Raw genomic sequence first — 21,857 nt, forward strand, 5'->3', positions numbered from 1 at the left:
AATGAAAGTCTCAATTTTCAAAATTCTCTTTCCTCTACTCTTTGCAACGATATTGAGTTATAGCCAGTCTCAAAAACGTGCTGTAAAAGTAGAGGACTACCATAAATGGAGTTCACTGCAAAACGCCGAAATTTCGCCAAACGGCAATTGGTTAAGTTATAATTTAAACTACGATTACGGTGCTGACACTCTTTTTGTACAGCATTGTAAATCTGGTAAAAAAATAGCTTTCCCATCAGGCAGTGCACCCGTTTTTAGTGCGGACAGTAAGTGGTTTGCATCCATGGATACGCAAAAAAGATTGTCCTTATTAGATTTAGAGTCTGGAAGCCTGAAAACCTACGCTAATACAAGAAGCCATGAATTTTATTCATCAGGGAATTACTGGCTAGTTCTTCGTGAAAATGGGAATTCAGCGGATCTTCTCATTTATCAGTACGATACGAATACAGAACAATCTTTTACGGATGTCCGCGATTTTACTATTGCGAATGACGGAACTATAGCGGTTTTAAGGTCTCAAGAGGTAGCTATTATTGATCCTGCACTAAATTTTTCGCTAAAAACAGTAACGAAAGAAGCTAGCAATGGCTATAAAAAATTGTACTGGAGTAGCAACAGCAAAATTTTATCTTTTTTTCAAGAATTACCAGATGATAGAATAAAACCTCCGGATCACAAAGTATATTGGTATAACAGAGCTGACGATAAAATCAAAGTGCTTCAATCATCTGACGTAGATTCCTTAAACTCGCAGCGCATAACGTTAAGACGAGGAGTTCCTGCTCTAACATTTTCAGAAGACGGGAAAACCATCTTTATTTCAACCACCGGAGGCGAGCAGGAGTCTAAACAGCAACCATATGAAATATGGAATTCTCAATCGCCCTTTGAATACACACTAAACAAATACTTGGGCAATAAGAAAAAGATTCCAAAACTCTGGATGTGGACACCTAAGTCGGGAAAACTAATGAGTGTAGGAACAAAAGAGTACCCCAACATTTTATTTACAGCCAACCGAAAATCAGCTCTCGTATTTAATTCATTGAAATACGAACCTCAATACGAGCATTATTCTCCGGCAGATTTTTACATAAGAGATTTATTCACTGGTAATACTCACTTGTTCCTAGAAAAATATTCCACAGCCCCAGGAATGATGGGAGGTTCTCCTAAAGGAAGCTACATTCATTACTTTAAGGATGAAAACTGGTGGGTGTACGATATATCAAAGAACATTCACCGCAATATAACCAAAGGGTTAGGACTACAGTTAATAGACTCTAGTGATCAGTATCCTGGTGTAAAGTTGCCATACGATAGCCCTGGCTGGTCTCACGATGAGAAATCATTAATTATATACGATTCAACTGATGTTTGGTTATTTTCCCCAGATGGAAAAAAGAATGAAAGATTAACCAATGGAAAAAATGATAAGGTGAGGTATCGGATCGACACTACAATTTATAGCGAAAGCCCAACACGAAATAAGGAAGATCTTCCTTCACAAGGCTTTGAGCTATCTAAAGGTTTAGTATTAGAAGCCTTGGCTGAGAATATGGAAAGTGGCTATTTTAAATGGTTTCCTAAGCTTGAATTAAAACAATTAGTTTATCGCAAAAGTGGAAATAGTAGATTGCGCAAAGCAGCCAACAGTGAAAGCTATATTTTTATAGAACAGTCCGCAACAATCCCACCAAGATTGATGATAAAAAGCCCTGAAATGGCACAATCTAAAGTATTGTTTCAATCCAATGAGCACACCAAAAACTACCAGTGGGGAACTGCCGAAATAGTCAAATATCAAAATAAAAATGGAGAGAATCTAAAGGGAATTTTATATAAACCGGCAGACTATATCGTAGGTAAAAAATATCCATTAATAGTGCTGGTCTACGAAAAGGTATCGTATAAATTTCACGACTATTATCCGCCCACAGAATATAGTGCAATGGGGTTTACTCCTTCCAATTATTTTCTTGATGGATACATGGTATTACTCCCCGATATTAGTTTTAAAATAGGATCACCAGGCCTATCATCTGCCGATTGCATTGAATCTGCTGTTAATGAGATAAAAAAACAAAATAGTGTACTTGAAGATAGTATAGGTATTATTGGTCACTCCTATGGAGGTTATGAAGTTGCTTTTGCAATTTCACAGAGTAATACATTTGCTGCAGCTGTTGCAGGATCTGGGATTATGAATCTTATTGCAGGCTATTTTGCATACGATTCTGTTGCTTCTCGATCCAATGCTTGGCGATATGAGTCGCACCAAGGCCGCATGGGCTATACCCCTTTTGACAATTGGGAATCCTATGAAGAAAACTCTCCTCTGAATCATGCCAATAGAATAACTACACCTTTATTTACTTGGGCGGGGCGTAAAGATTTTAATGTGCTCTGGAAGCAAAGTGCGGAGCTTCATATGGCGTTGCGAAGATTAGGAAAAAAGAACATTTTTCTAGTATATGACAATGAATCGCATATTATCCACACCTCCGATCTCCAGAAGGATTTAACTAAAAAGACTAAGAATTGGTTCGATTACTATTTAAAAGGAAAGAAGTCTGCACTTACCAATGGGATGCCTTAATTAAAATGAACAATGCCGGAAATCAACTTAGTGATTCCGGCATTGTCATTTAAAAACTGCTAGCACAGCTTCTATTTTCTGTACAACTCAATGTTACAGTCGGTTTGATTGGCATTCATATCAAACAATTGCTTTCCATCAATAAGATTGGTACACACAGGCGTTCCGCTTACAGTGGTACATTTGGTAGTTGTAGTCTCACAATTATTGCTTGGATCTGAACCCCAAACATCCACAAGAGTCGCTCTCTGTGGCGTAGGACTGAAAGCAAAGGCGGCAAACACCGAAAATGCAACAGCCGAAAAAGAAAGAACTGGTTTTAAAATTGTCTTTTTCATAATAATATATTTAAAGATTATTGATCTACTCTTTTACAGGTTTTCGATCTTCCCCTGATACTGCGCAGTATATTTTAAACAACTATTGAACCGCCACTGCATTAATTGCTCCACGGAATATAATAAGTTGTATTTAGCTTTTCGACTTTCAAATGTTTTCCAAAAAGTGATATAATCAAATCATTGATTACAATGAATTCTGTCATCTTTTGGTCGTCTTTGTTATAAATATAGAAACTGAAAATATATTTGTTTTTACTAAGATCATAAACATCAATGATTGATGCTTTCTGCCATAATTCTTTGGGCTCAAATTTTCCAATCAATGCCGCATCCACAAATAAATAATGACCGTATGTCGCCGTATTTTTATTGACTTGTAAAGGCGGTTGCGCAAGGGTAGTAATTCCTTTAGATTCGATTGTAGCAATTTTCACTTGAGCTTGTGAAATCGTATCAATGGTATTACCCACACTATAAGAAGTTAAAGAGGGATGGATTTTTAAGAAAGTATTCCGATAATAATAAGTGTACAGCAAGGTGTCGAGCTGCCTATTATAAAGAAGCATCCCATCAGTATCAAAAAAACCATCAATCTGTTTTTGTAACAGATTATCATTCAGTTTTAGTTTATTCTTATTAGCCAAATTTATTGTTCCAATTACTCGCTCTTTGCTATTAATACCGATTGCCCTTATTGCAGCTTTTTCAATTGAGATTGGCTCAAAAATGGAAAAATAAGTGTTCTTATAAAGTCTTAACTCTGCTTTCCAAGTTTTCATACTTCCGCTATAAATACAGGGAACTGTTCCATCAGTAAAATAGAAATTTGGCGGTACTACTTTTAATTTTGGTGTAATAAAGGGAAACTCATTTTGTGGAAGGTTAATCCTTATTTCACGACTTGATTGAAGAGCAGTATCAATTATTGTAACTAGTAGTGGGGCCGAGCGATTTCCTAGATAAATAAACTCTTGATCATATCCAGCAATATAATAGGTATCAAATGGAAGTTCCATACTATTTTGTAAGACTGTAGGGTGTTTAGGAAAACGTCTGACAAAATTATTACGGTTATGAATGATTTCTTCTGACAGCATAAACAACAGCACTATGATGCCAATACTAAAAAGTAGTAATACCGAAAAAATAGTGGCAAGAGTAGCGGGCTTTAAAATTCGGCGTTCCTTAGAAACTCCACCAGCCAGCAACAAGATGCCCACTGCCGCCAACAGTACAAAAACAATATTAAATATAAGATGCTCCATCCAACCCATCTTCTCTAAAATACCACCACAGGAACAGGGAACAAATGAACTAAAATTTAAAATAATAATGATATAGGTCGTAAACATAACCATCAAGCTAAAAGCAGCAAAAAGACCCACAAGACGAAATCTTCGAACAAGTAAAAGTAAGGCTATGATTAGTTCCACAATTGGAACTCCCCAAGACACCCATCCTGCAAAAGCACTCAACAATGGCGATTGCCCCAGCTGCACCTGCAAGTTCTCAAAATCCAATAATTTACTCACTGCAGCATACACAAATAGCAGTAAGTACAACAGACAAATTATCTCAATGGTTCCATTCTTTATTGGTGCGCTTAATTTCATTGCTGTTCTTTTTTGGGTTAAACCGAATGAAGTTTAAATGTTCACCACTTTCAAGTTCCTCTGGATAAATATTTTAAAGTTTCAAAGTCTTGACGCTTATTTAAAACAATCATTATTAAATACTTACCAAAATTACATTCCTTTTTTTGGAAACATGCTTTGAAAATCAAGCCAAAATATTTGAAAATCAAGCCAATTTTAGTAAAAGAACAAAAAGAGCTATTATTGTTAGAAACGCAGCTGATTAAAACCAACGAATGCCAAATACGCAGTATCAGCTTATTTGACATTCTATTAGTTTTTATTTAATAATACATTCTACTTCGTGGTACCACTCAACGCAGTTAGCTTTTCACTTAGTTCTATCAGTCCAGCTTTTAATAAGCACTCCCCTCCTAACGACCGCAACTCTTCCAAATTGTCTTCTGGAACACTGGTCAATAAGTTTGATGCTTTATCATCTACTTTAGCTAATAATCCACGTTCGATAACATGGTTTAATAACAATACATTTTTACGGGAGATTTTCAAATCAATCTTCACCAGCTCATTCATGCCAGGGATACTAAGGATCGTATCAAAAACCTGGGCTACCTCATTTGTTGTTAGCATAATCTTCTCGTTTTAAATTAATAATTCAGTACTCCAAAAATAAGAAGCTTACTTCAATTTATCCCAGTCAAAATATGATGAGGATTGGTCAAGGGATTTAGCTTTTTTACTTTAGTAAGCGGAATCTGAATTATGAACCTGATAAAATGTATGTTATGAATTTCAGCAACAATAGCTTTTCAATAGAGCAAGCCAAAACAATAGATCTAGTTAATTACTTAAAGTCCTTGGGTTTTGAACCTGAAAAAATTAGGTACAATGACTACTCGTACCTTTCGCCATTTAGAGATGAAAAAGAAGCTTCTTTTAAAATCAATCGCAGATTAAATCGTTGGTATGACCACGGCCTTGGCAAAGGTGGAAACTTGATTGATTTTGGTATCGAATATTACAAGTGTAGCATTCCTGAATTACTGCGCAACCTAAGTGGAAATCTTTCTCTTCAACAGCCACTAATTTCCTCTTTAGAAAATAGTGGCCAGCAAGAACCTAAAATTAAGATTGTGGAAGTAAATACACTGACTTCATATTCGCTATTACGCTATCTCGAACAGCGTACTATACCAGTTGAAATTGCACAACAGTTTTGCAAGGAAGTTCACTATAGTTTAAATGATAATACCTACTATGGAATTGGTTTTAAAAATGATTTGGGAGGCTATGAAATTCGCAATCCCTATTTCAAAACAACAGCTTCACCAAAAGGAATAACCACCTTCGAAAACGGCAGTAATGAGGTAGTCGTTTTTGAAGGCTTTTTTGACTATTTATCCTTTAAAGCGATGACCAAAAACCTTCCTAAAAATAGTCAGGATTTTGTCATTCTTAACTCTGTTTCTTTTTTCGAAAGAGCACGTCCTTTTATGGAAAACCATGAATCCATTCGGCTATATTTTGACCGGGACGAAACAGGTCAATCCTATACCAAGCGTGCACTTTCTCTGAGTACTAAATACAAAGATGAAAGTACCCTTTATCGAAATTATAAAGACCTCAACGATTGGTCAGTGAATTTTGGAAAGTCAAAAAAGAATAATTTGAGGCATAAAAACAGTTAGCTACTATCCCACTTCTCATAAGGAATTAGTACTACCGCATGCAATCCCCTAAAAACAACTTTAATGATCGAAGGCCATTACAAGTAGCTAAAAGATTGCCACGTTCCTGCAATCGGCCAGATGTCCGGTTGTTAAACAACCGAGTCTGGCTGCCTATCACTCGGGACTCGTGGGCATTGAAACTGAAAATCAAAAATAGGCCTAAACACACTAAAATGAAGTATTGCAGTTCCGCAAGGACAAGTTAAAAATATTGAATTAATGAGTAAAATTAGAGATGATGAAAAAAGGAAATTCAAACCGAACACGCATAATTGGGCTGCGTTTAACAGCTGCCGAGTATGCAAAAATAGAGCGAAAATGGAAAGCCAGTACCTGTAGAAAGTTAAGTGATTATGTACGCAGAAGTCTTTTTAATAAGCCTATTGTAACTACCTACAGAGACGCTTCGTTGGATGAATTTATGTTGCAAATGATTCAGCTTCGTAACGAGCTAAATGCAATAGGTAATAACTTTAATCAGGCTGTAAAAAAGCTTCATATTCTACAGCAGATTCCTGAGTTTAAAAGTTGGTTGATTCGCTATGAACTGGAAAGTAAAATTCTTTTTAATAAGATTGATGAAGTTAAAAAATCCATCCAAAAATTTGCAGAAATATGGTTACGGTAATCAAAACAGGTCACTCTATTCATCGTATTCTGAACTACAATGAAAACAAAGTCAAAGAAGGAGTTGCGGTATTTATGGGAGCAGGAAATTACCCAATTGATGATGCTAATTTGGCAATAGATATGAAACTGAATCGGATGTTAAAACAAACTGCCTTAAACGAAAATGTGACACGAAATAGCGTACATATTTCTTTAAATTTTGACCCTTCAGAAACATCTTTATCTAAAGAAAAACTAATGGCTATTGCGCATACTTATATGGAGAAAATTGGCTTTGGCCAACAACCTTATTTGATCTATCAGCATCATGATGCGGGACATCCTCACCTTCACATCGTCTCCATAAAAGTGAGGGAAGATGGAAGCAGAATTGATACCCAAAACATTGGTCAAAACCAGTCTGAAATAGCCAGAAAAGAAATAGAAATTTCCTTTGGTTTAGTTCCCGCTGAACGTCATAAAAGAAAACAAGATTATGAACTCAAACCAGTGGCAGCTATTAAAGTGTTATACGGTCGTACTCCCACTAAAAGAGCTATTACTAATGTGCTCGTTGTAGTGTTAAACCAATATAAATACACGAGCCTTCCAGAACTTAATGCAGTCTTGCAACAATACAATATACTGGCTGATCGAGGCAGCGAAAATTCTAGGGTGTTTGTCAACAAGGGATTACTATATCGGATTCTAGATCAAAATGGAAATAAGGTTGGAGTTCCCATCAAAGCGAGTGACTTTTATAGTAAGCCAACGCTTAAATTTCTAGAAGAGAAATTCATTCAGAACGAACAGCGGCGAAAGCCTCATAAACTAAGGGTGAAAAACACGGTAGATCTTCTATTACTGGGGAATAAACCGGTAAGGCTTCCAGAACTATTAGAAAGATTGGAAAAAGAAGGTATCAAGGCTGTCCTTCGTCAGAATGCAGATGGTTTAGTATTTGGGATAACCTATGTTGACCATAGAACTAAGTGTGTTTTTAATGGTAGCGCTTTAGGAAAACAATACAGTGCTAAAGCAATTCAAGAGCGTTGCGAATCAGAATCTGCTGGTCTAAACAAAACAACTCTTAATACTAAAAATTCTGGGGAGGGTCAGCGTCAATGGGATTCTCAAGATTCTATTTTAAAAGAGACTTCGACGGTACTCCCAATTAGCGATTTAGGAAAAGTATTCGATCACTTACTACAGCCAGAACAAGCATCGGATTATTTACCGAAGCAGTTAAAAGGAAAGCGAAAAAAGAAGAAAAGAAAAGGACAATCTGACAATCAATAAACTATTAAGTTATGGCTATGCAAACTGGAGAAAACGACCAAGCCTTGAGAAAAATATTAGATATGACTCGGCTTATCAGCATCCTGCTTTTAGGATTGCACTTTTACTATTATTGCTATTCCTCTTTTAAATTCTGGGGATTCAATAGTCCATTTAGCGACCAGATTTTAGGTACTATTTACAAGGCTGGTTTGTTTAGTAATTTTCATAAGTCAAAGTTATTTGCCTTAGGATTTCTTCTCATTTCTTTATTGGGTGCCAAAGGCAGGAAGCAAGAGAAACTAAATCATAAAACAGCTTTTGCTTACATTAGTACTGGACTGTTAATCTATTTTTTAAGTTCGCTTTGCTTACTGCTAAAAATCAAGATTACGGAAGTAACGATTTTGTATATTTCGATTTCTTCGATTGGTTTTCTATTGATACTTTCTGGAGGTACTATACTTTCTCGAATCATTAAAAACAGACTCAACAGCAAAGATATTTTCAACAAAGAAAATGAGACTTTTCCGCAGGAAGAACGCCTACTCGAAAATGAATTCTCGATCAATCTTCCAGCGCGTTATCATTTGAAAGATAAGGTACGAAACAGTTGGATTAATATTATCAATCCTTTCCGGGCTTTGATGGTTTTAGGGTCTCCAGGATCCGGAAAATCGTATTTTGTAATTCGGCATGTGATCACCCAACATATTCGAAAAGGATTTACCATGTTCGTCTATGATTTCAAATTCGATGATCTTTCCAGAATAGCTTATAATACCTGGCTGAATCACAAACACGAATATCCTATACCTCCTAAATTTTACATCATCAATTTTGATGACTTAACCCGAACCCATCGATGTAATCCTTTAGACCCTTCAGCTATGACGGACATTACAGATGCAGCCGAATCAGCCCGCACCATCCTTATGGGACTCAACCGAGAATGGATCAAACGTCAGGGCGATTTCTTCGTGGAATCTCCTATCAATTTTCTAACCGCTATTATCTGGTATTTAAAAAAATACAAGGAGGGACAATTCTGTACGCTACCGCATGTGATTGAACTCATGCAAGCGGACTATGACAGTCTCTTTACCCTATTGCGTACGGAGAAGGAAGTCGAAGTATTAATAAATCCTTTTGTCAATGCCTACCTCAACGATGTTATGGAACAATTAGAAGGTCAGATCGCTTCCGCCAAGGTAGCAATGGCACGCCTCTCCTCTCCCCAACTGTATTATGTTTTATCTGGAAATGATTTTACTTTAGATATCAATAATCCAGAAGAGCCAAAGATTGTTTGTATGGGAAATAACCCTCAAAAAATACAAATATATGGTGCTGTTTTATCACTCTATGTAAGTAGGCTGATCAAGCAAGTAAATCAAAAAGGCAAACAGAAAAGCAGTTTGATATTTGATGAATTTCCAACAATCTATCTCAATAATATGGATAGCCTTATTGCTACTGCACGATCTAATAAAGTAGCTACTTGTTTGGGGATTCAAGACTTCAGTCAGCTTCGTAAAGAGTATGGCCGCGAACAGGCTGATGTGATTATGAATATCACCGGAAATATTGTTAGCGGTCAGGTTACTGGTGATACTGCCAAACAACTTTCGGAGCGATTTGGGAAAATTATGCAAGACAGAGAAAGTCTTTCTATTAATAGTGGCGATACCTCTATAAGCCGGTCTAAACAATTAGAGTCTGCTGTTCCTCCTTCCAATATTTCTTCTCTCAGTTCTGGTGAGTTTGTTGGTATGGTAGCTGATGATCCTGACTGTAAAATAGAACTAAAAACATTTCATTGCGAAATTCTAAATGACCATCAAGCACTCAAAAAAGAACAGGATAGTTATAAAGAAATTCCAATTATTCGAAAGTTAGACAATGCCACGGTGCAGCGTAATTATCTTCAAATTAAACAGGAGGTTCAAGACATTATTCATTCTGAGATGGAGCGTCTGCTGAATGATCCTGGACTGGCTTACTTGGTGTTGAAGAAGTAGCCGATTGTATTGACTATTACGCCAAAGAAAGATTGCAGCTCAATGAGAAAACATTAATTTGCAAAAGATATGTATCTATTCAGTTTCTACTGTAGGGGAATGAATTTTATTTACTTATTAAAATTAAACAATTCAAATTTATACGATGAAAGACTATCCTATTTAAGAACTAAAACCGGAGTACATTTAGATTTTAAGCTGCGTGATCACTCGCTCGAGATATTAAAAGTATACAACAAAAAATCCATGAATTCTTATCTATTTCCTCTTTTACTAGATGAAAACATGACCATAAAAAAAATTAAAAACTGAAGTCATAAATTACTTGGACAAATAAATCCAGCTATGAAAGAAATGATGGCAATTTTAAAAATTAGCAAACACATCACTTTTTATACTGCTCGCCATACATTTTCCACGTTTTTGAAGTTTGAAAACATTCCTATCGATGCTATTAGTGAAATGTTAGGTCATACCGATATTAGAACCACTCAGGCTTATTTAAACAAGCTACCAAACAAAAAGCTTGACAAAATTATTGATGATGTATTTGAAAATTCAAAATATTTCTAAAATAAAACCATGCAATAATCGAATTTAAAATGTCAAGTTTTTTACTCAAAAAACTTGACATTTATATCGATCAATATTTTATATCCTGCAAAAATTATACTCAAAAAGCATCAAGTTTATAATTATATAATCCACTTAATAACAAATATTTATACTAAGTCAATTAATTTATAACTAGTACCTCTACCAGCCCCTTCTTGCACTAAAATCCCTTTAGATATTAAATCTTGCAAATCCCTTAACGCAGTATCAGTAGAAACGCCAGTTATCTTTGCGTATTTAGAAACGGTTAGTTTTCCAAAAAAAGTATCAAGTAACATTTGAGTAACCTTCTGTTGGCGATGATTAAAATCAATATTATGATTAATTTCCCAAAATTGAGCACGTTTTAAAGCCATGGCAATAGTTTGGTCTGTTTGCTTCATAGAACGGAACAAACAGTTCAAAAACCAGTCTAACCAATCTGTTATATCAAGATCCCCTTTTTGCGTTTTTTCTAAAATACTATAATATGTTTTCCGCTCAATTTGAATTTGTGCTGACATGGAGTAAAATCGTTTTTTACTCTGATCTGCTCGTGCTAACTGCATATCAGTAAGCGCTCGGGTGACACGACCGTTTCCGTCGTCAAAAGGATGTATGGTAACAAACCACAAATGAGCAAAAGCCGCTTTCAATACAGGATCAAGCGATTGATCGGAATTAAACCAATTAAAAAAGACATCCATTTCATGGGGTACTTTATCCGCTACTGGTGCTTCAAAATGAATTATTTCTCTCCCCATAGCACCCGAAGTTACTTGCATCACACCATCGCGCCAGTCCGCAGTTTTGATTTTATACATTCCGCTTCTACCTGTTGGGAACAGCGCTGCATGCCACCCAAATAAACGCTCCTCGTCTAGCAGTTCTTCGTAGCGTTGTGTGGTATCTAGTAACATTACTACAACACCATCTACATTACGATCAGCTGGTACAGCTGCGGCTATCTCAATGCCTAGTCGTTTTGCTATTGATGATCGTACTTGATCATGATTGAGTTGTTCCCCTTCAATCTCGCTAGACTTAATTACATCTAGAGTCAGTGTTTGAAGCACTGTCTCTTCTTGTAACCGAAAACCTAGCCCTTGCATGACACCCAGTATAATGCCCTGTTGATGCCTTACTTTACCTAATAATGGCGTAATAATAGCTGCATCCCAAGTAAAATTTGGCCACTCTTTCTTTTGATAAATATACATACTACCGCATTTTTGCGGTAAATATAGTGTTTAATTACCGTACGAAAGTTATTTTGCGGTGTAAAAAATATTTATAAACCGCAAAAATGCGGTGTATTAAGTTGTTTTTTTACCGCATAAGCTCTGTCAATTTAAGATCGGTGGAAATTCGTAATCTCTCAATTTTCGGCTTGACGAAAACTTGATGCGAAAAGGTAAACCTACTAAAACTTTGCATCATCAAAATCAATGTTATATGGAAATATAATTATCAACTAACCTTCATAAGTTCTTTGATAAGTGATTTTGATGATTTAATGTCATTAGACTGTGACTTCTTGGGAGGTTTTCTCTTTATTTTAGCGAGATAAATTTCATTACCATTTTCATAAAAGTATATTCGGATTGCAATAGGGTCAAAAACGCGAAGTTCATAAACCTTAATCGATTTTTCCTTATCAGGAGTTACATCTTTTATTAAGTCACCATCAGCTGAAAATCTTGTATCAAGGTTCCGATCTATTGCTCTAGAAAAGTCTGCAATAATTGAATTTTGACAGTTCAATGGTAACCTTTCAAATTCGGATTTTAAACTCTTAAAGAACTTTGGACTATGAAATAAGTTTATAAATTTTGCAAATCCGTCAAGACTTTGTGTTAATTCATCATCTATAATGGCAATAAGTAAAGTAGTATTTTCACTTGTACCAAATTGATTCTTGATCAGGGAACTTTCACCAGTTGAGTGATTAATATCGATTTCATTTTTTCGAATATCATCATGCAATCCAAGCGAAAACAAAATTCCATTATTTAAAAATGAAATTTGTGGATTAAGTGCATCAAATGAATCGTCACCAACCTTAATTATGAATTTTTTTTCAAGTAATTCTAGATTTTGCTCAATATCAAAAAAATAATCAATCGGATATTTATTAAAATTCGTAAGTGCAATAATTTTGTAATTTCTTTCAAGTAAATTAATTGCTTGGGTAAGGTTCAAAGCGATAGATACGGCTATCTTGTCAGGAGATCGATCGGTTAAAATTCCTGTTAACTTTTCGCCAAATTTATTCTTCAGAATAGTATACTCCTTAATTGTTTTTTGAAAACATTTAACTGTTTCATCATCTGTAAATGTTTTTGGAAAACATTCGTTAAAATAAAAGTGTCTCATTTTTACAAAAGTTTTGATGCATTTATTTCAAATTGATCAAACAAGCCTTTTGGCCAATCGTCAAGTCGTCCATCATCATCTATAGTAGGAGAAATAACTTTTGTATTGCCAAACTCATTTAGTTCAAACCAATGAATTTGTACTTTTTCATTATATCCAGGGATTTCTTTACATGCAACTCTAATGCTATCAAAAACATGGTCACTATGAGTTTCTATTATTATTTGTGTTCCCAAATTAGAACACAATGCAATTAAACGAGCAATTTCAATTTGTCCTTTTGGGTGTAAATGAGCTTCAGGATTTTCAATAATTAATAATGAATTTGGTATTAACGTGCTAATAAGTAATGCTGAAATAACAGATAAAGAATAACTCAAACCAAAACCAACATTAGTTGATCGATAACCATTAAACATTCCATAAGATGTATCACTTATTTCATCAATATTATAGGTGAATTTTACGTTTGGCGAGATAACGCTAAGCCAACCTCGAATATTAAATTCAACAGTATTGCCTTCGGAATTAGGGTGAATTAGAGAGGAATTAAGAGTATGTGACTCGTAACATCTTATAAACTGAAAAAGATTTTCTCCGTTTTTTCCAATTTTATTTACTAGGGATAAATTATTATAAATAGGAACAGTATTTCGTGGACCTACTCTGTTTGCTGAAATATAAATTATCTCAGGAAAATTCAAGTGATCTTTAAAAAGTTTGAAATTATTTCCAGTCAGAAAATCATCCACCAATTCTAATTCCGACTCGTGATTATCTCTATCAGTAACCGTAAAAACAATATTTTCCTTTTGATAAGGATTCTTAATATCTTTTAAACTACCATGATCTTCAAGTAAAATATCAGAATGGTTGTTGAATGCATTTTGGAGTATTAATAAAGCTTGTAAAACAGAACTTTTTCCACTACTGTTTACTCCTGTCAGTATAGTAAGATTATTAAATTCGATTTCATTTTCTAAAAAGGATTTAAATCCTGACAGGTTTAGTGTGCTAATCATAAATAAATTGGTTTAATAAATCGTTTAATTTTTCATATCTAGTTTTAACACTACTAAATTTCTGACTATCTCGCGAAATCACAATAATGAAATTTTCATCGTTTAGTAATTCTGTATGAGAATTAATAAATTTTTTCTTATTTATTTTGAGGTTATCAAATTCTTTTTCACTTAACCTACCTAATAAATTACCCCAAACTTCAAAGAGACCTTTATTAATTGGAGTTCTTCTTTTTCCAGGGTAACTTTTTCTAAAAGCATGTTCGCCAAAAATATCCTTGGCTCTTTTCATAGCAACGGTAAAACGCATTTCAAGTTGTTCAAGTTTATTTACAATTGGGTCATAATCATTTGCCTTATCGAGAAAACTTTTGTCAGAATTAGAAATCAGCTTGTCATTATGAACCAAATTAATAATTCTCATAGTATCACTTAAGAAACCATCCATATCATTATCTCTCGGATATTTCTGAAAAGATCGGATTGTAAAAGACAGACATCTCAAAATTATTTCCCGATCCATCATTCTATTTGATTTAACAGAATAATCGGTTGCATCTAAAAACTCTTTCTTTAATGATAATTTTAGTAATAATTTCGTTGATTGACCGATATATAATGCATGTCGAATTTCTTGAAGTGTCAACGGTTCTCCACCGGTATTAATACGCTTAAATATGTTTCTTTTTACTTCCTCAGGTGTTCCTGGATTAATAATAGTAAAAGTAAAGCCAGTTTCTTGGATTCTATTTTGAATATTAATTGGTAATTCCTTAAAATTTAATTTATTGTATTGCAAACCCCAAAATTCAAGACTACCCAACCTGAAGCCATTACCTTTCAATGAAGCATCTTTTGTTTTTAAATACTCGTCACCTAAAACAAAACTTCTAATTGTGCTTAATCTTTGTAATCCGTCAACTACATAAAAATTACCGTCCTCATCCGAAGAAACATAAAACATCGGTAAGGGTATTTTAAGAATTAAAGATTCAATAAGGCGGCATTTCTTTTCATGAGTCCATACTTCATTGCGTTGGAAATCTGGATTTAATATAATTGTATTTTGTTCTAATCTTCGTAAACATGTATCCATTGTAACAGGCTTTGTATCAATAGAAATTTTTTCTGGATCGAAAGGTTGTATTTCTTCAACCTCTTCATCTTCAACACCAGTTATTAATCCTTTTAACTCTTCTTCTGTATAATTATCATGATCTAAATTATTTTCCATTTATTTTTTTTGAAATTTAGTATTTTTATTTAAAGTATATGTTATCGTTCAAAAATATTTGATTAAAACGTTTTGCTGATTATATATAGTGCTTGGTTCGCAACCGCTCAATGTTCGGTTTAACAAAAACTTAATGCGAAACGGTAATTCCACTAAACTCCAACTAACTCAAAATTGCTGTTATCAGCGAGTATTTATTCCATAAAGATTTTGTAATTATCTGTTCTTGATAAAATAAATACTCCGTCTACTTCTTTTCTTATTTGCATTTGTTCTTTCGTTCGTACGAGAATTGTTTCGCCATCAGAGTCAATTTCGTATTTAGTTCCTGAATGATAAAATCTATCACTTAATTTTTCTACTACATAATTTAAAAAATCTATTTGACTTTGGTATTCCCAATTTGATTTTTCATTGATTGGTTTTACTTGAATATTTTTTGAATCTAACCATTCTATTTTAAAATGGCGAGCATTAAAAAAATTATGAGCGACAGTAATTTCTTCAATCAATTCCTTATTATAAAAAGCATACCTGTTTTCTGTATTGACAAAATAATCTTGATTTTGATTAAGTCCAGCTTTACTATACGGTACTCCCATATTTTGTTTTCCAACAAGGAATCGCCATTCATCTTCGTAACTCCATTTATTCAGTTTTACATTTGTTGAGTATGCTAAAGGAACAAACATATGGTCAAAAGGACTTATGTCTATTGGTAATAATCTTTCACAATAGTTTATAGGATAAAGTCCTAAATATTCCTCTTCTGCTTTTAGTTTGCTTTTTATACTATTTTCTAATTTTTGAGTATTGAATTTTATTTGAAAGCCCAATTCTTGAGTATAATGGGGCCACATCAAAACATTGTTCTCTTTTGCTGTAGTAGATATTATACCAAAAAGATTTGTAGTTATATCATAATGTGTAGTTATATACCAAGCACATAAATTTTCATTGTTTATGTCTTTATCATATAACTCTACTAATTCATCTTTGGTCAATGCATCGTCAATTAATCTTTCATAAAAATCAAATTCAAGTTTTTTTGAAGTGTACATTAAAAACCGACTACTGTCTAATGAATCATTTAATTCGATAGGATGCGACGCGTAAAAATATCCTTTAATTAAAGCATCCACACCAAACTTATTGAGTGAGTAAAATTTAAAAATATTTTCAGGTTTTTCTTTATTATGTTCAATTGAAAAACCAGAAATATTATAGTCTTTTATATATGTAAAACCATTAAAATCATATTTTTCCATAGTAGTTTTTTTAAGACAATTTTTGGGCGTTTGCTTATAACGTTCTGATATCACAGCGGGTTTGGGACTCCATTAAACCCAACTTTCATATTTACCTAATTATCCCAAATACAAAACCAACTGAAATTAAGCCAAATGCTCAAATAGGTTGTAGTGACTGTTCGCAGCTGGATTTATTGTTCTCTTTTTATTTCAATTAACGTATCAAAACTATTTCTTAATGCTAGTTGTTTGATTGTGTATATGAACCTTTCAATTTCTCTACTTATTATCGCTTCATAGTCTGAACTCATTGAATTAAAATCATTAGGCAAAAGATTTGAAATAGCATAGTTTATACCTGATAATGTAGTTGGAAAATCAATGAAAACTAACTTATCATCTTTAATTTCCGTTTCCAGACTTATAAATCTAGGTCGACCAGCATAGTTAAATGATACATTTTTAGAGTTAAATCCTCTTTTCAGTTGCTCAAATTGAAGATTAACATCTGGATTAAGTCTACTTGGTATTATGACTTGAATTTTGCAGTCTTTGTATTTAACACCATCCACTTCAAAACCGTCGTTTTCTATCAAAAATTTACAGGTTGGTAACAATAAATTCTCAAAGTAGCCAGAAGCTAGTGTTGAAGAAGGAAAGAAATTTATGTCGGAGTCGATTTGATTTCTAAAAAGTTCACTTACTAGAATAATAGCCGAAACAAAGCTTGGAGCATCCGATTTTTCAAATCGAGCAAGTGAAATACCTGTGATATCGGATAAGACTTTTAATTCCTTATCGATAACAAAAGCACATTTTGACAAACCTAAGCGACCAATAAAAAGACCTAACTCAAAAAGCACATTATCTCTAGGTTGCATTACTGAATCTCCTCGATACTTAACTTCATCATCGGTTGTTCCAATTAACAAACCAAAATCAAATTGTAAGGAAGCTCTAAGTAAATCATTTAAGAAATTATTATTTATCTTGAATACAGAAGTATCCCAAACACTATCATTCCAAATTGTTACTTCAAAATCTCTTTCGAGTATTGATTTAGCCGCATTTGCAAGACTAAGCTCTTCAGATGAGGAACCTATAAAAATTCTTTTTTTTCTCATTATGAATATATTAATTCCCCTTTTTCAAAATAGCCTAAATAAAGTTCTTTGTGAACATCTCCAATCAACTCATCCAGATCAGCTTTTATCTTTTTCATTCCGTCAACAGTATCGTCTTTTAATGGCTTTTCACTTCCATTTGGACTCTCGATACTTCTACGATATTCTCCGTCGTTAATTAATTTCTCTAATTGTTTGCTTATTGATTTAGCTATATTTATTTCTTTGCCCCGATAATAGTATAGTTCATTATCACCAATTGAATGAACTATTGTTGTTAAATGAAAACTGCTTAACTCTATATTTGCATCTGCTTTTAAAGTTTTTAAAAGTCTAATTCCTTTTCTTGAACCATCATTTGTTTTATCTCCCTTTGTATTAACTTGACTAATATGTGCAAAAGGATAGTCTAAAATTTTCTCGTCTTTTGTGAAATCAAAGAGGTAAATTCCTCTATAATATTCGCTAGACGTTTCCTCATATTTTTTCGAGTTGTACCAAAAGCAAAAAACAATGTCAACTTTTCTATTTAGAGATTTGTTGAAAATAGAAATGTTCTTTTTTCCTGTCTTATCCACTTCATCATAGATTTCTTCCATTATTTTTTCAGATTGAGTTCTTAGACTTTTAATATCTGAATTTGGTTTTGAATCAGTATATGGATTGTTGTTTGGAACTCCTATTCCCGTAAAATGATACCTATCGACAATTGTAAGCAAATCAAAATCACTATGAACTTTAATATTTGTCGAAGTAGTTACTGAGCCTTGAGTTCTGTATGCTCTAGAAAAATGTAAATCATAACCATTTTCTAAATGTTTTTGAACTCTATTTGCAGCTTCAATAGTTTTATCATTATATTTTTTGTCAATTCTGACCATTGATTCCATTAAGTATTTAATATTCTTTGGAATAGTGTTTGAACTGAAAGATTTTGTCAAAATCGATTCGTTCAGTTCATCATCAAATCTTCTTGCACTAAGATTCTGTAATCGTTTCTCGTAGTCTATTGCCATATTTTTGATTTCATCTTGCTTCTAAATTGTACATAGGTCTTACAAATTCAGACATAGCACTCCCAAATTGGATAAGTTTGTCTGACAAACGTCATATTTTTACTCTTGCTAATCTATAATTAAATTATTACAAATAAAAATATTTTATATTTATAATCCTACGCAGATTAAGCCACCATCCCCTTCTCAAAAACCTCCACAAACTCTTTCATTTTGGCGATAATGCGATCGCCTATGACTCTAGCTTGCAATATACTTGGCCTATTGTCCAGGCATTGAAAAACCTCATCTTTTATGGGCTCTCTACCGCTATAAATGTAGGCATCGATTAAGGCTTTGAATTGGGCTTTGTCTAGGTGTTCTTCTTCGCAGAGTTTACCTAATGCTAGTACTTTTTGCTCTTGCCAGTATTTTTCAAATTCTTCTTCGATGTCATCACCGTCTTTTATGAAAGGCATGTTTTCGTCTATGAATTTCTGGATTAGCTCGCGTTTGCTTCTTAGTTTGATGTCTCCACCTAATAGGTCGATAATGGCTTTTCGTTGGGCTTTCGCATCAGGAGTGTTTTTTCCTTTCATTTGTGCCAATAGTTTCAAAATATAAGCAACGCCAATTTTATCTCTATGAATTAACTCCAACTCAAAATCTATATCGTCCAAAATAGATATTTTCTCTACTTGGATGTCTCGCTTTACTTTTTCGTACAAGTCTAAGTACTTGCTTTTATAATCCTCAAATTCTTGTTCATCAATGAGTAAATCATCCCAATCAAAATCAGTGTAGGATTGCAGCACGTTCATGGTACGCATCAATTTACGGAACGCCTGAACAAATAGTGCTTCGGCATTTTCATCTTCTAAATCATTTACGCTTTGATAGGTTGGTGTAATCTCACGTAAGAACCTTAAGGCCTCATCAAATTTCTCTGCAATTTTCTCGTAATCAGGAATTGTAACTACTTCTATTGCATCTTTATTAGAAAACAATGTAATAGCGTCATCTGTGGCTTTTTTGAGGTTTCTAAAGGATAAAATGTTCCCTTGCGACTTCTGTTCTCCTAGTATTCTGTTTGTTCTTGAAAACGCCTGAATTAAGCCGTGTTGTTTTAGATTTTTATCTACATACAAGGTATTTACTTTCTTAGCATCAAAACCAGTAAGCATCATATTCACGACAATGACAATATCTAAACGGTCTTTTTCGTCATTGAAGTTTTCTTTCTCACGGTCTTTTAATCGCTTGGAAATATCTTTAAAATAGGATTCAAATAATTTAGGATCTTTGGTTGTAAAACTACCGTTATACATTTTGTTGTAATGACCGATATAGGTTTCCAGTTTGTCTCTGCTGTGACTTGATGAGTAACTGCTTTGTGGTTCGGCAGCCATATCAAAATCGTATTCTTCATCAGAGGGAAGGTCGTCTTTTGCATTAGGTGAATCTTCATTAGTACCATAGGTAAAAATAGTCGCAATACGTAAATCGTGTTCTCCCGCTTCTTTCTTCTGCTGGAACAGATCATAATACTGCACGGCATTGTCTATACTACTCACCGTCAAAAGTGCCGAATACTGTTTGTTAAATGTTTTCTGACCGTGATAAACAATAATGTAATCGACAATTTTATCAATACGTTTGGGCGAATCCAGTACTTCCTGCTTGTCTATTTCTTCGACTTCAATATCAATAAAGGAATTACTCTTGTTTTTGTATTTTCCCACGTATTCGATTCCAAAACGCAAAACATTTTCATCCTTAATGGCATCGGTAATCACATATTTATGCAGGCAGTTACCAAATAGATCTTTGGTGGTTCGTTTTCCCTTGTCGTTTTTGGAAGCGTTTTCGGCAAAAATTGGAGTTCCAGTAAACCCGATTAATTGACTTTTATCAAAAAACTTGGTAATGCGTTCATGGGTTTCCCCAAATTGAGAGCGATGGCATTCATCAAAAATAAAGACGATCTTCTTATGACGCAATGGTTCAATACTGTGTTTGAATCGATCTGAAACGGCATTGTTTAATTTCTGGATCGTAGTTAAGACTAGTTTGGTATTATCCGTCAGTTGTCGTACTAAAGATTGCGTATTGTCAGTTACATCAACACTGTCTTTCTTGAAGGCGTTGAACTCATTCATGGTTTGGTAATCCAAATCTTTTCGATCGACTACAAAAACGACTTTGTGAACCTCGGGCATATCCATTACAATCTGACTGGCTTTGAAAGAAGTTAAGGTTTTACCTGATCCTGTAGTGTGCCAAATGTAAGCGTTGTCGTTCGACTGTTTGACTTGCTGAATAATAGCTTCGGTAGCGAAATATTGATATGGACGCAACACCATCATCACTTTGTGGGTTTCGTTGATTACGATATAATGCGCTATCATTTTTCCCAAATGATTGGGATTTAAAAATGCAGCAGCAAAGTCTTTTAACTCGGTTATGTTCTTGTTATTGGCATCAGCCCAAAAGAAGGTTTGTTTGACTGATTGCAGTTTGTTGTTGGCTAAATATTTGGTATTTCCACCATTAGTAATGACAAACAATTGCACGTATTGAAACAAACCGTGATTGCTCCAGAACGAATGAAGTTGATAACGATTGATTTGGTTAAAGGCTTCTTTGATTTCAATACCCGAACGTTTGAGTTCTATTTGCACCAAAGGCAGACCATTGACTAAAAGTGTGACATCAAAGCGGTTCTTGTAGCTTCCTTCCAGACTAATTTGGTTGGTTACCTGATACAAATTAGCATTCCAATCTTCACTATTAAAAAACTGAACATAAAAGGAAGTACCATCTTCCTTTGACAATTGAAAACGATCGCGTAGGGTTTTGGCTTTTTCGAATACATTGCCTTTGGCTAGATGATTCAATACGGCATCAAACTCTTTATTGCTAAAGCTGGTTTTATTAAAAAGTTCTAGTTGGCTTTTTAGGTTTGCCACCAAAGCATCTCCATCTTGGATTTTTACAGATGCATAGCCTAAGCCAATTAATTGCTGGATTAAGTTGTTCTCTAATTGTGCTTCGGATTGATGCGCCATAATTTTATATAAATAATT

Annotated in this window: 17 protein-coding genes; 6 read left to right on the top strand and 11 right to left on the bottom strand. The window is 34.1% G+C overall.

Translation table 11 applies throughout. The features are described 5' to 3' along the window. Nucleotide 1: 1 nt before the first annotated feature. Nucleotides 2-2,602, top strand: a complete 2,601-nt coding sequence (locus BC961_RS12760) for an alpha/beta hydrolase family protein (protein ID WP_121926243.1) — start codon at nucleotides 2-4, stop codon at nucleotides 2,600-2,602. Between the two features lie 71 nt (nucleotides 2,603-2,673). Here BC961_RS12760 and BC961_RS12765 read toward each other — a convergent pair whose 3' ends face one another. The 3 genes from BC961_RS12765 to BC961_RS12775 form a co-directional block, all read right to left on the bottom strand. Beyond that, complete coding sequence (locus BC961_RS12765) at nucleotides 2,674-2,940, bottom strand: DUF6520 family protein (protein ID WP_121926244.1); 267 nt, start codon at nucleotides 2,938-2,940, stop codon at nucleotides 2,674-2,676. Nucleotides 2,941-3,041: 101 nt separating this feature from the next. After that, entirely contained in the window at nucleotides 3,042-4,556 is a 1,515-nt protein-coding gene (locus BC961_RS12770) for a MauE/DoxX family redox-associated membrane protein (protein ID WP_121926245.1), read from the bottom strand. Nucleotides 4,557-4,874: 318 nt separating this feature from the next. Further along, complete coding sequence (locus BC961_RS12775; protein WP_121926246.1) at nucleotides 4,875-5,168, bottom strand: hypothetical protein; 294 nt, start codon at nucleotides 5,166-5,168, stop codon at nucleotides 4,875-4,877. A 155-nt stretch (nucleotides 5,169-5,323) separates the two neighbouring features. Between BC961_RS12775 and BC961_RS12780 the strand changes: the two genes are divergently transcribed. The 5 genes from BC961_RS12780 to BC961_RS12800 all read left to right on the top strand — a co-directional run bounded on the left by BC961_RS12780 (nucleotide 5,324) and on the right by BC961_RS12800 (nucleotide 10,749). Next, nucleotides 5,324-6,226, top strand: a complete 903-nt coding sequence (locus BC961_RS12780; RefSeq protein ID WP_121926334.1) for a toprim domain-containing protein — start codon at nucleotides 5,324-5,326, stop codon at nucleotides 6,224-6,226. Nucleotides 6,227-6,503: 277 nt separating this feature from the next. Then, nucleotides 6,504-6,896, top strand: a complete 393-nt coding sequence (locus BC961_RS12785; RefSeq protein WP_121926247.1) for a plasmid mobilization protein — start codon at nucleotides 6,504-6,506, stop codon at nucleotides 6,894-6,896. Further along, the gene (locus BC961_RS12790; RefSeq protein WP_121926248.1) at nucleotides 6,884-8,176 is read left to right on the top strand and encodes a relaxase/mobilization nuclease domain-containing protein; all 1,293 of its coding nucleotides are present in this window, start codon (nucleotides 6,884-6,886) and stop codon (nucleotides 8,174-8,176) included. The genes BC961_RS12785 and BC961_RS12790 overlap by 13 nt, the downstream gene beginning before the upstream one ends. 17 nt (nucleotides 8,177-8,193) lie before the next feature. Continuing rightward, nucleotides 8,194-10,176 (top strand): conjugal transfer protein MobC, encoded by a 1,983-nt coding sequence (gene mobC, locus BC961_RS12795; protein WP_121926335.1) that lies wholly within the window; start codon nucleotides 8,194-8,196, stop codon nucleotides 10,174-10,176. A 333-nt stretch (nucleotides 10,177-10,509) separates the two neighbouring features. Further along, on the top strand, nucleotides 10,510-10,749 hold the full coding sequence (locus BC961_RS12800; protein WP_394345452.1) for a tyrosine-type recombinase/integrase: 240 nt from the start codon (nucleotides 10,510-10,512) through the stop codon (nucleotides 10,747-10,749). A 149-nt stretch (nucleotides 10,750-10,898) separates the two neighbouring features. Here BC961_RS12800 and BC961_RS12805 read toward each other — a convergent pair whose 3' ends face one another. From BC961_RS12805 to BC961_RS12840, 8 genes are all read right to left on the bottom strand, one after another. Continuing rightward, entirely contained in the window at nucleotides 10,899-11,990 is a 1,092-nt protein-coding gene (locus tag BC961_RS12805) for a Fic family protein (RefSeq protein WP_121926250.1), read from the bottom strand. Nucleotides 11,991-12,240: 250 nt separating this feature from the next. Beyond that, entirely contained in the window at nucleotides 12,241-13,146 is a 906-nt protein-coding gene (locus BC961_RS12810) for a hypothetical protein (protein ID WP_121926251.1), read from the bottom strand. 2 nt (nucleotides 13,147-13,148) lie between these two features. Beyond that, a complete protein-coding gene (locus BC961_RS12815) occupies nucleotides 13,149-14,168 on the bottom strand; it encodes an AAA family ATPase (RefSeq protein ID WP_121926252.1) in 1,020 nt (339 codons plus the stop codon). Beyond that, nucleotides 14,161-15,402 carry a DUF262 domain-containing protein gene (locus tag BC961_RS12820; protein ID WP_121926253.1) on the bottom strand — a complete coding sequence of 414 codons (1,242 nt, stop codon included), beginning with the start codon at nucleotides 15,400-15,402 and terminating at the stop codon, nucleotides 14,161-14,163. Before BC961_RS12820 ends, BC961_RS12815 begins: the two co-directional genes overlap by 8 nt. Before the next feature lie 194 nt (nucleotides 15,403-15,596). Beyond that, nucleotides 15,597-16,670: a DUF2971 domain-containing protein gene (locus tag BC961_RS12825; protein WP_121926254.1), complete on the bottom strand. Its 1,074-nt coding sequence runs from the start codon at nucleotides 16,668-16,670 to the stop codon at nucleotides 15,597-15,599. 173 nt (nucleotides 16,671-16,843) lie between these two features. After that, nucleotides 16,844-17,776, bottom strand: coding sequence for a CBASS system CD-NTase-associated NAD(+) hydrolase Cap12 (cap12, locus tag BC961_RS12830; RefSeq protein WP_121926255.1), 933 nt, complete (start codon nucleotides 17,774-17,776; stop codon nucleotides 16,844-16,846). Further along, on the bottom strand, nucleotides 17,776-18,792 hold the full coding sequence (locus BC961_RS12835; protein WP_121926256.1) for a hypothetical protein: 1,017 nt from the start codon (nucleotides 18,790-18,792) through the stop codon (nucleotides 17,776-17,778). Before BC961_RS12835 ends, cap12 begins: the two co-directional genes overlap by 1 nt. Nucleotides 18,793-18,959: 167 nt before the next feature. Beyond that, nucleotides 18,960-21,839 (bottom strand): type I restriction endonuclease subunit R, encoded by a 2,880-nt coding sequence (locus BC961_RS12840; protein WP_121926257.1) that lies wholly within the window; start codon nucleotides 21,837-21,839, stop codon nucleotides 18,960-18,962. Between the last annotated feature and the right edge of the window lie 18 nt (nucleotides 21,840-21,857).

This window comes from Flavobacterium weaverense (assembly GCF_003688495.1).
In the GTDB taxonomy this organism is placed as follows: Bacteria; Bacteroidota; Bacteroidia; order Flavobacteriales; family Flavobacteriaceae; genus Flavobacterium; species Flavobacterium weaverense.

What these genes read in the sequence shown, in the direction of transcription:
- BC961_RS12760 (WP_121926243.1), top strand. Translation starts at nt 2, where the DNA reads ATGAAAGTCTCAATTTTCAAAATTCTCTTTCCTCTACTCTTTGCAACG.
- BC961_RS12765 (WP_121926244.1), bottom strand. Translation starts at nt 2,940, where the DNA reads ATGAAAAAGACAATTTTAAAACCAGTTCTTTCTTTTTCGGCTGTTGCA.
- BC961_RS12780 (WP_121926334.1), top strand. Translation starts at nt 5,324, where the DNA reads ATGAATTTCAGCAACAATAGCTTTTCAATAGAGCAAGCCAAAACAATA.
- BC961_RS12770 (WP_121926245.1), bottom strand. Translation starts at nt 4,556, where the DNA reads ATGAAATTAAGCGCACCAATAAAGAATGGAACCATTGAGATAATTTGT.
- BC961_RS12775 (WP_121926246.1), bottom strand. Translation starts at nt 5,168, where the DNA reads ATGCTAACAACAAATGAGGTAGCCCAGGTTTTTGATACGATCCTTAGT.
- BC961_RS12805 (WP_121926250.1), bottom strand. Translation starts at nt 11,990, where the DNA reads ATGTATATTTATCAAAAGAAAGAGTGGCCAAATTTTACTTGGGATGCA.
- BC961_RS12820 (WP_121926253.1), bottom strand. Translation starts at nt 15,402, where the DNA reads ATGGAAAATAATTTAGATCATGATAATTATACAGAAGAAGAGTTAAAA.
- cap12 (WP_121926255.1), bottom strand. Translation starts at nt 17,776, where the DNA reads ATGAGAAAAAAAAGAATTTTTATAGGTTCCTCATCTGAAGAGCTTAGT.
- mobC (WP_121926335.1), top strand. Translation starts at nt 8,194, where the DNA reads ATGCAAACTGGAGAAAACGACCAAGCCTTGAGAAAAATATTAGATATG.
- BC961_RS12790 (WP_121926248.1), top strand. Translation starts at nt 6,884, where the DNA reads ATGGTTACGGTAATCAAAACAGGTCACTCTATTCATCGTATTCTGAAC.
- BC961_RS12825 (WP_121926254.1), bottom strand. Translation starts at nt 16,670, where the DNA reads ATGGAAAAATATGATTTTAATGGTTTTACATATATAAAAGACTATAAT.
- BC961_RS12840 (WP_121926257.1), bottom strand. Translation starts at nt 21,839, where the DNA reads ATGGCGCATCAATCCGAAGCACAATTAGAGAACAACTTAATCCAGCAA.
- BC961_RS12815 (WP_121926252.1), bottom strand. Translation starts at nt 14,168, where the DNA reads ATGATTAGCACACTAAACCTGTCAGGATTTAAATCCTTTTTAGAAAAT.
- BC961_RS12785 (WP_121926247.1), top strand. Translation starts at nt 6,504, where the DNA reads ATGATGAAAAAAGGAAATTCAAACCGAACACGCATAATTGGGCTGCGT.
- BC961_RS12810 (WP_121926251.1), bottom strand. Translation starts at nt 13,146, where the DNA reads ATGAGACACTTTTATTTTAACGAATGTTTTCCAAAAACATTTACAGAT.
- BC961_RS12835 (WP_121926256.1), bottom strand. Translation starts at nt 18,792, where the DNA reads ATGGCAATAGACTACGAGAAACGATTACAGAATCTTAGTGCAAGAAGA.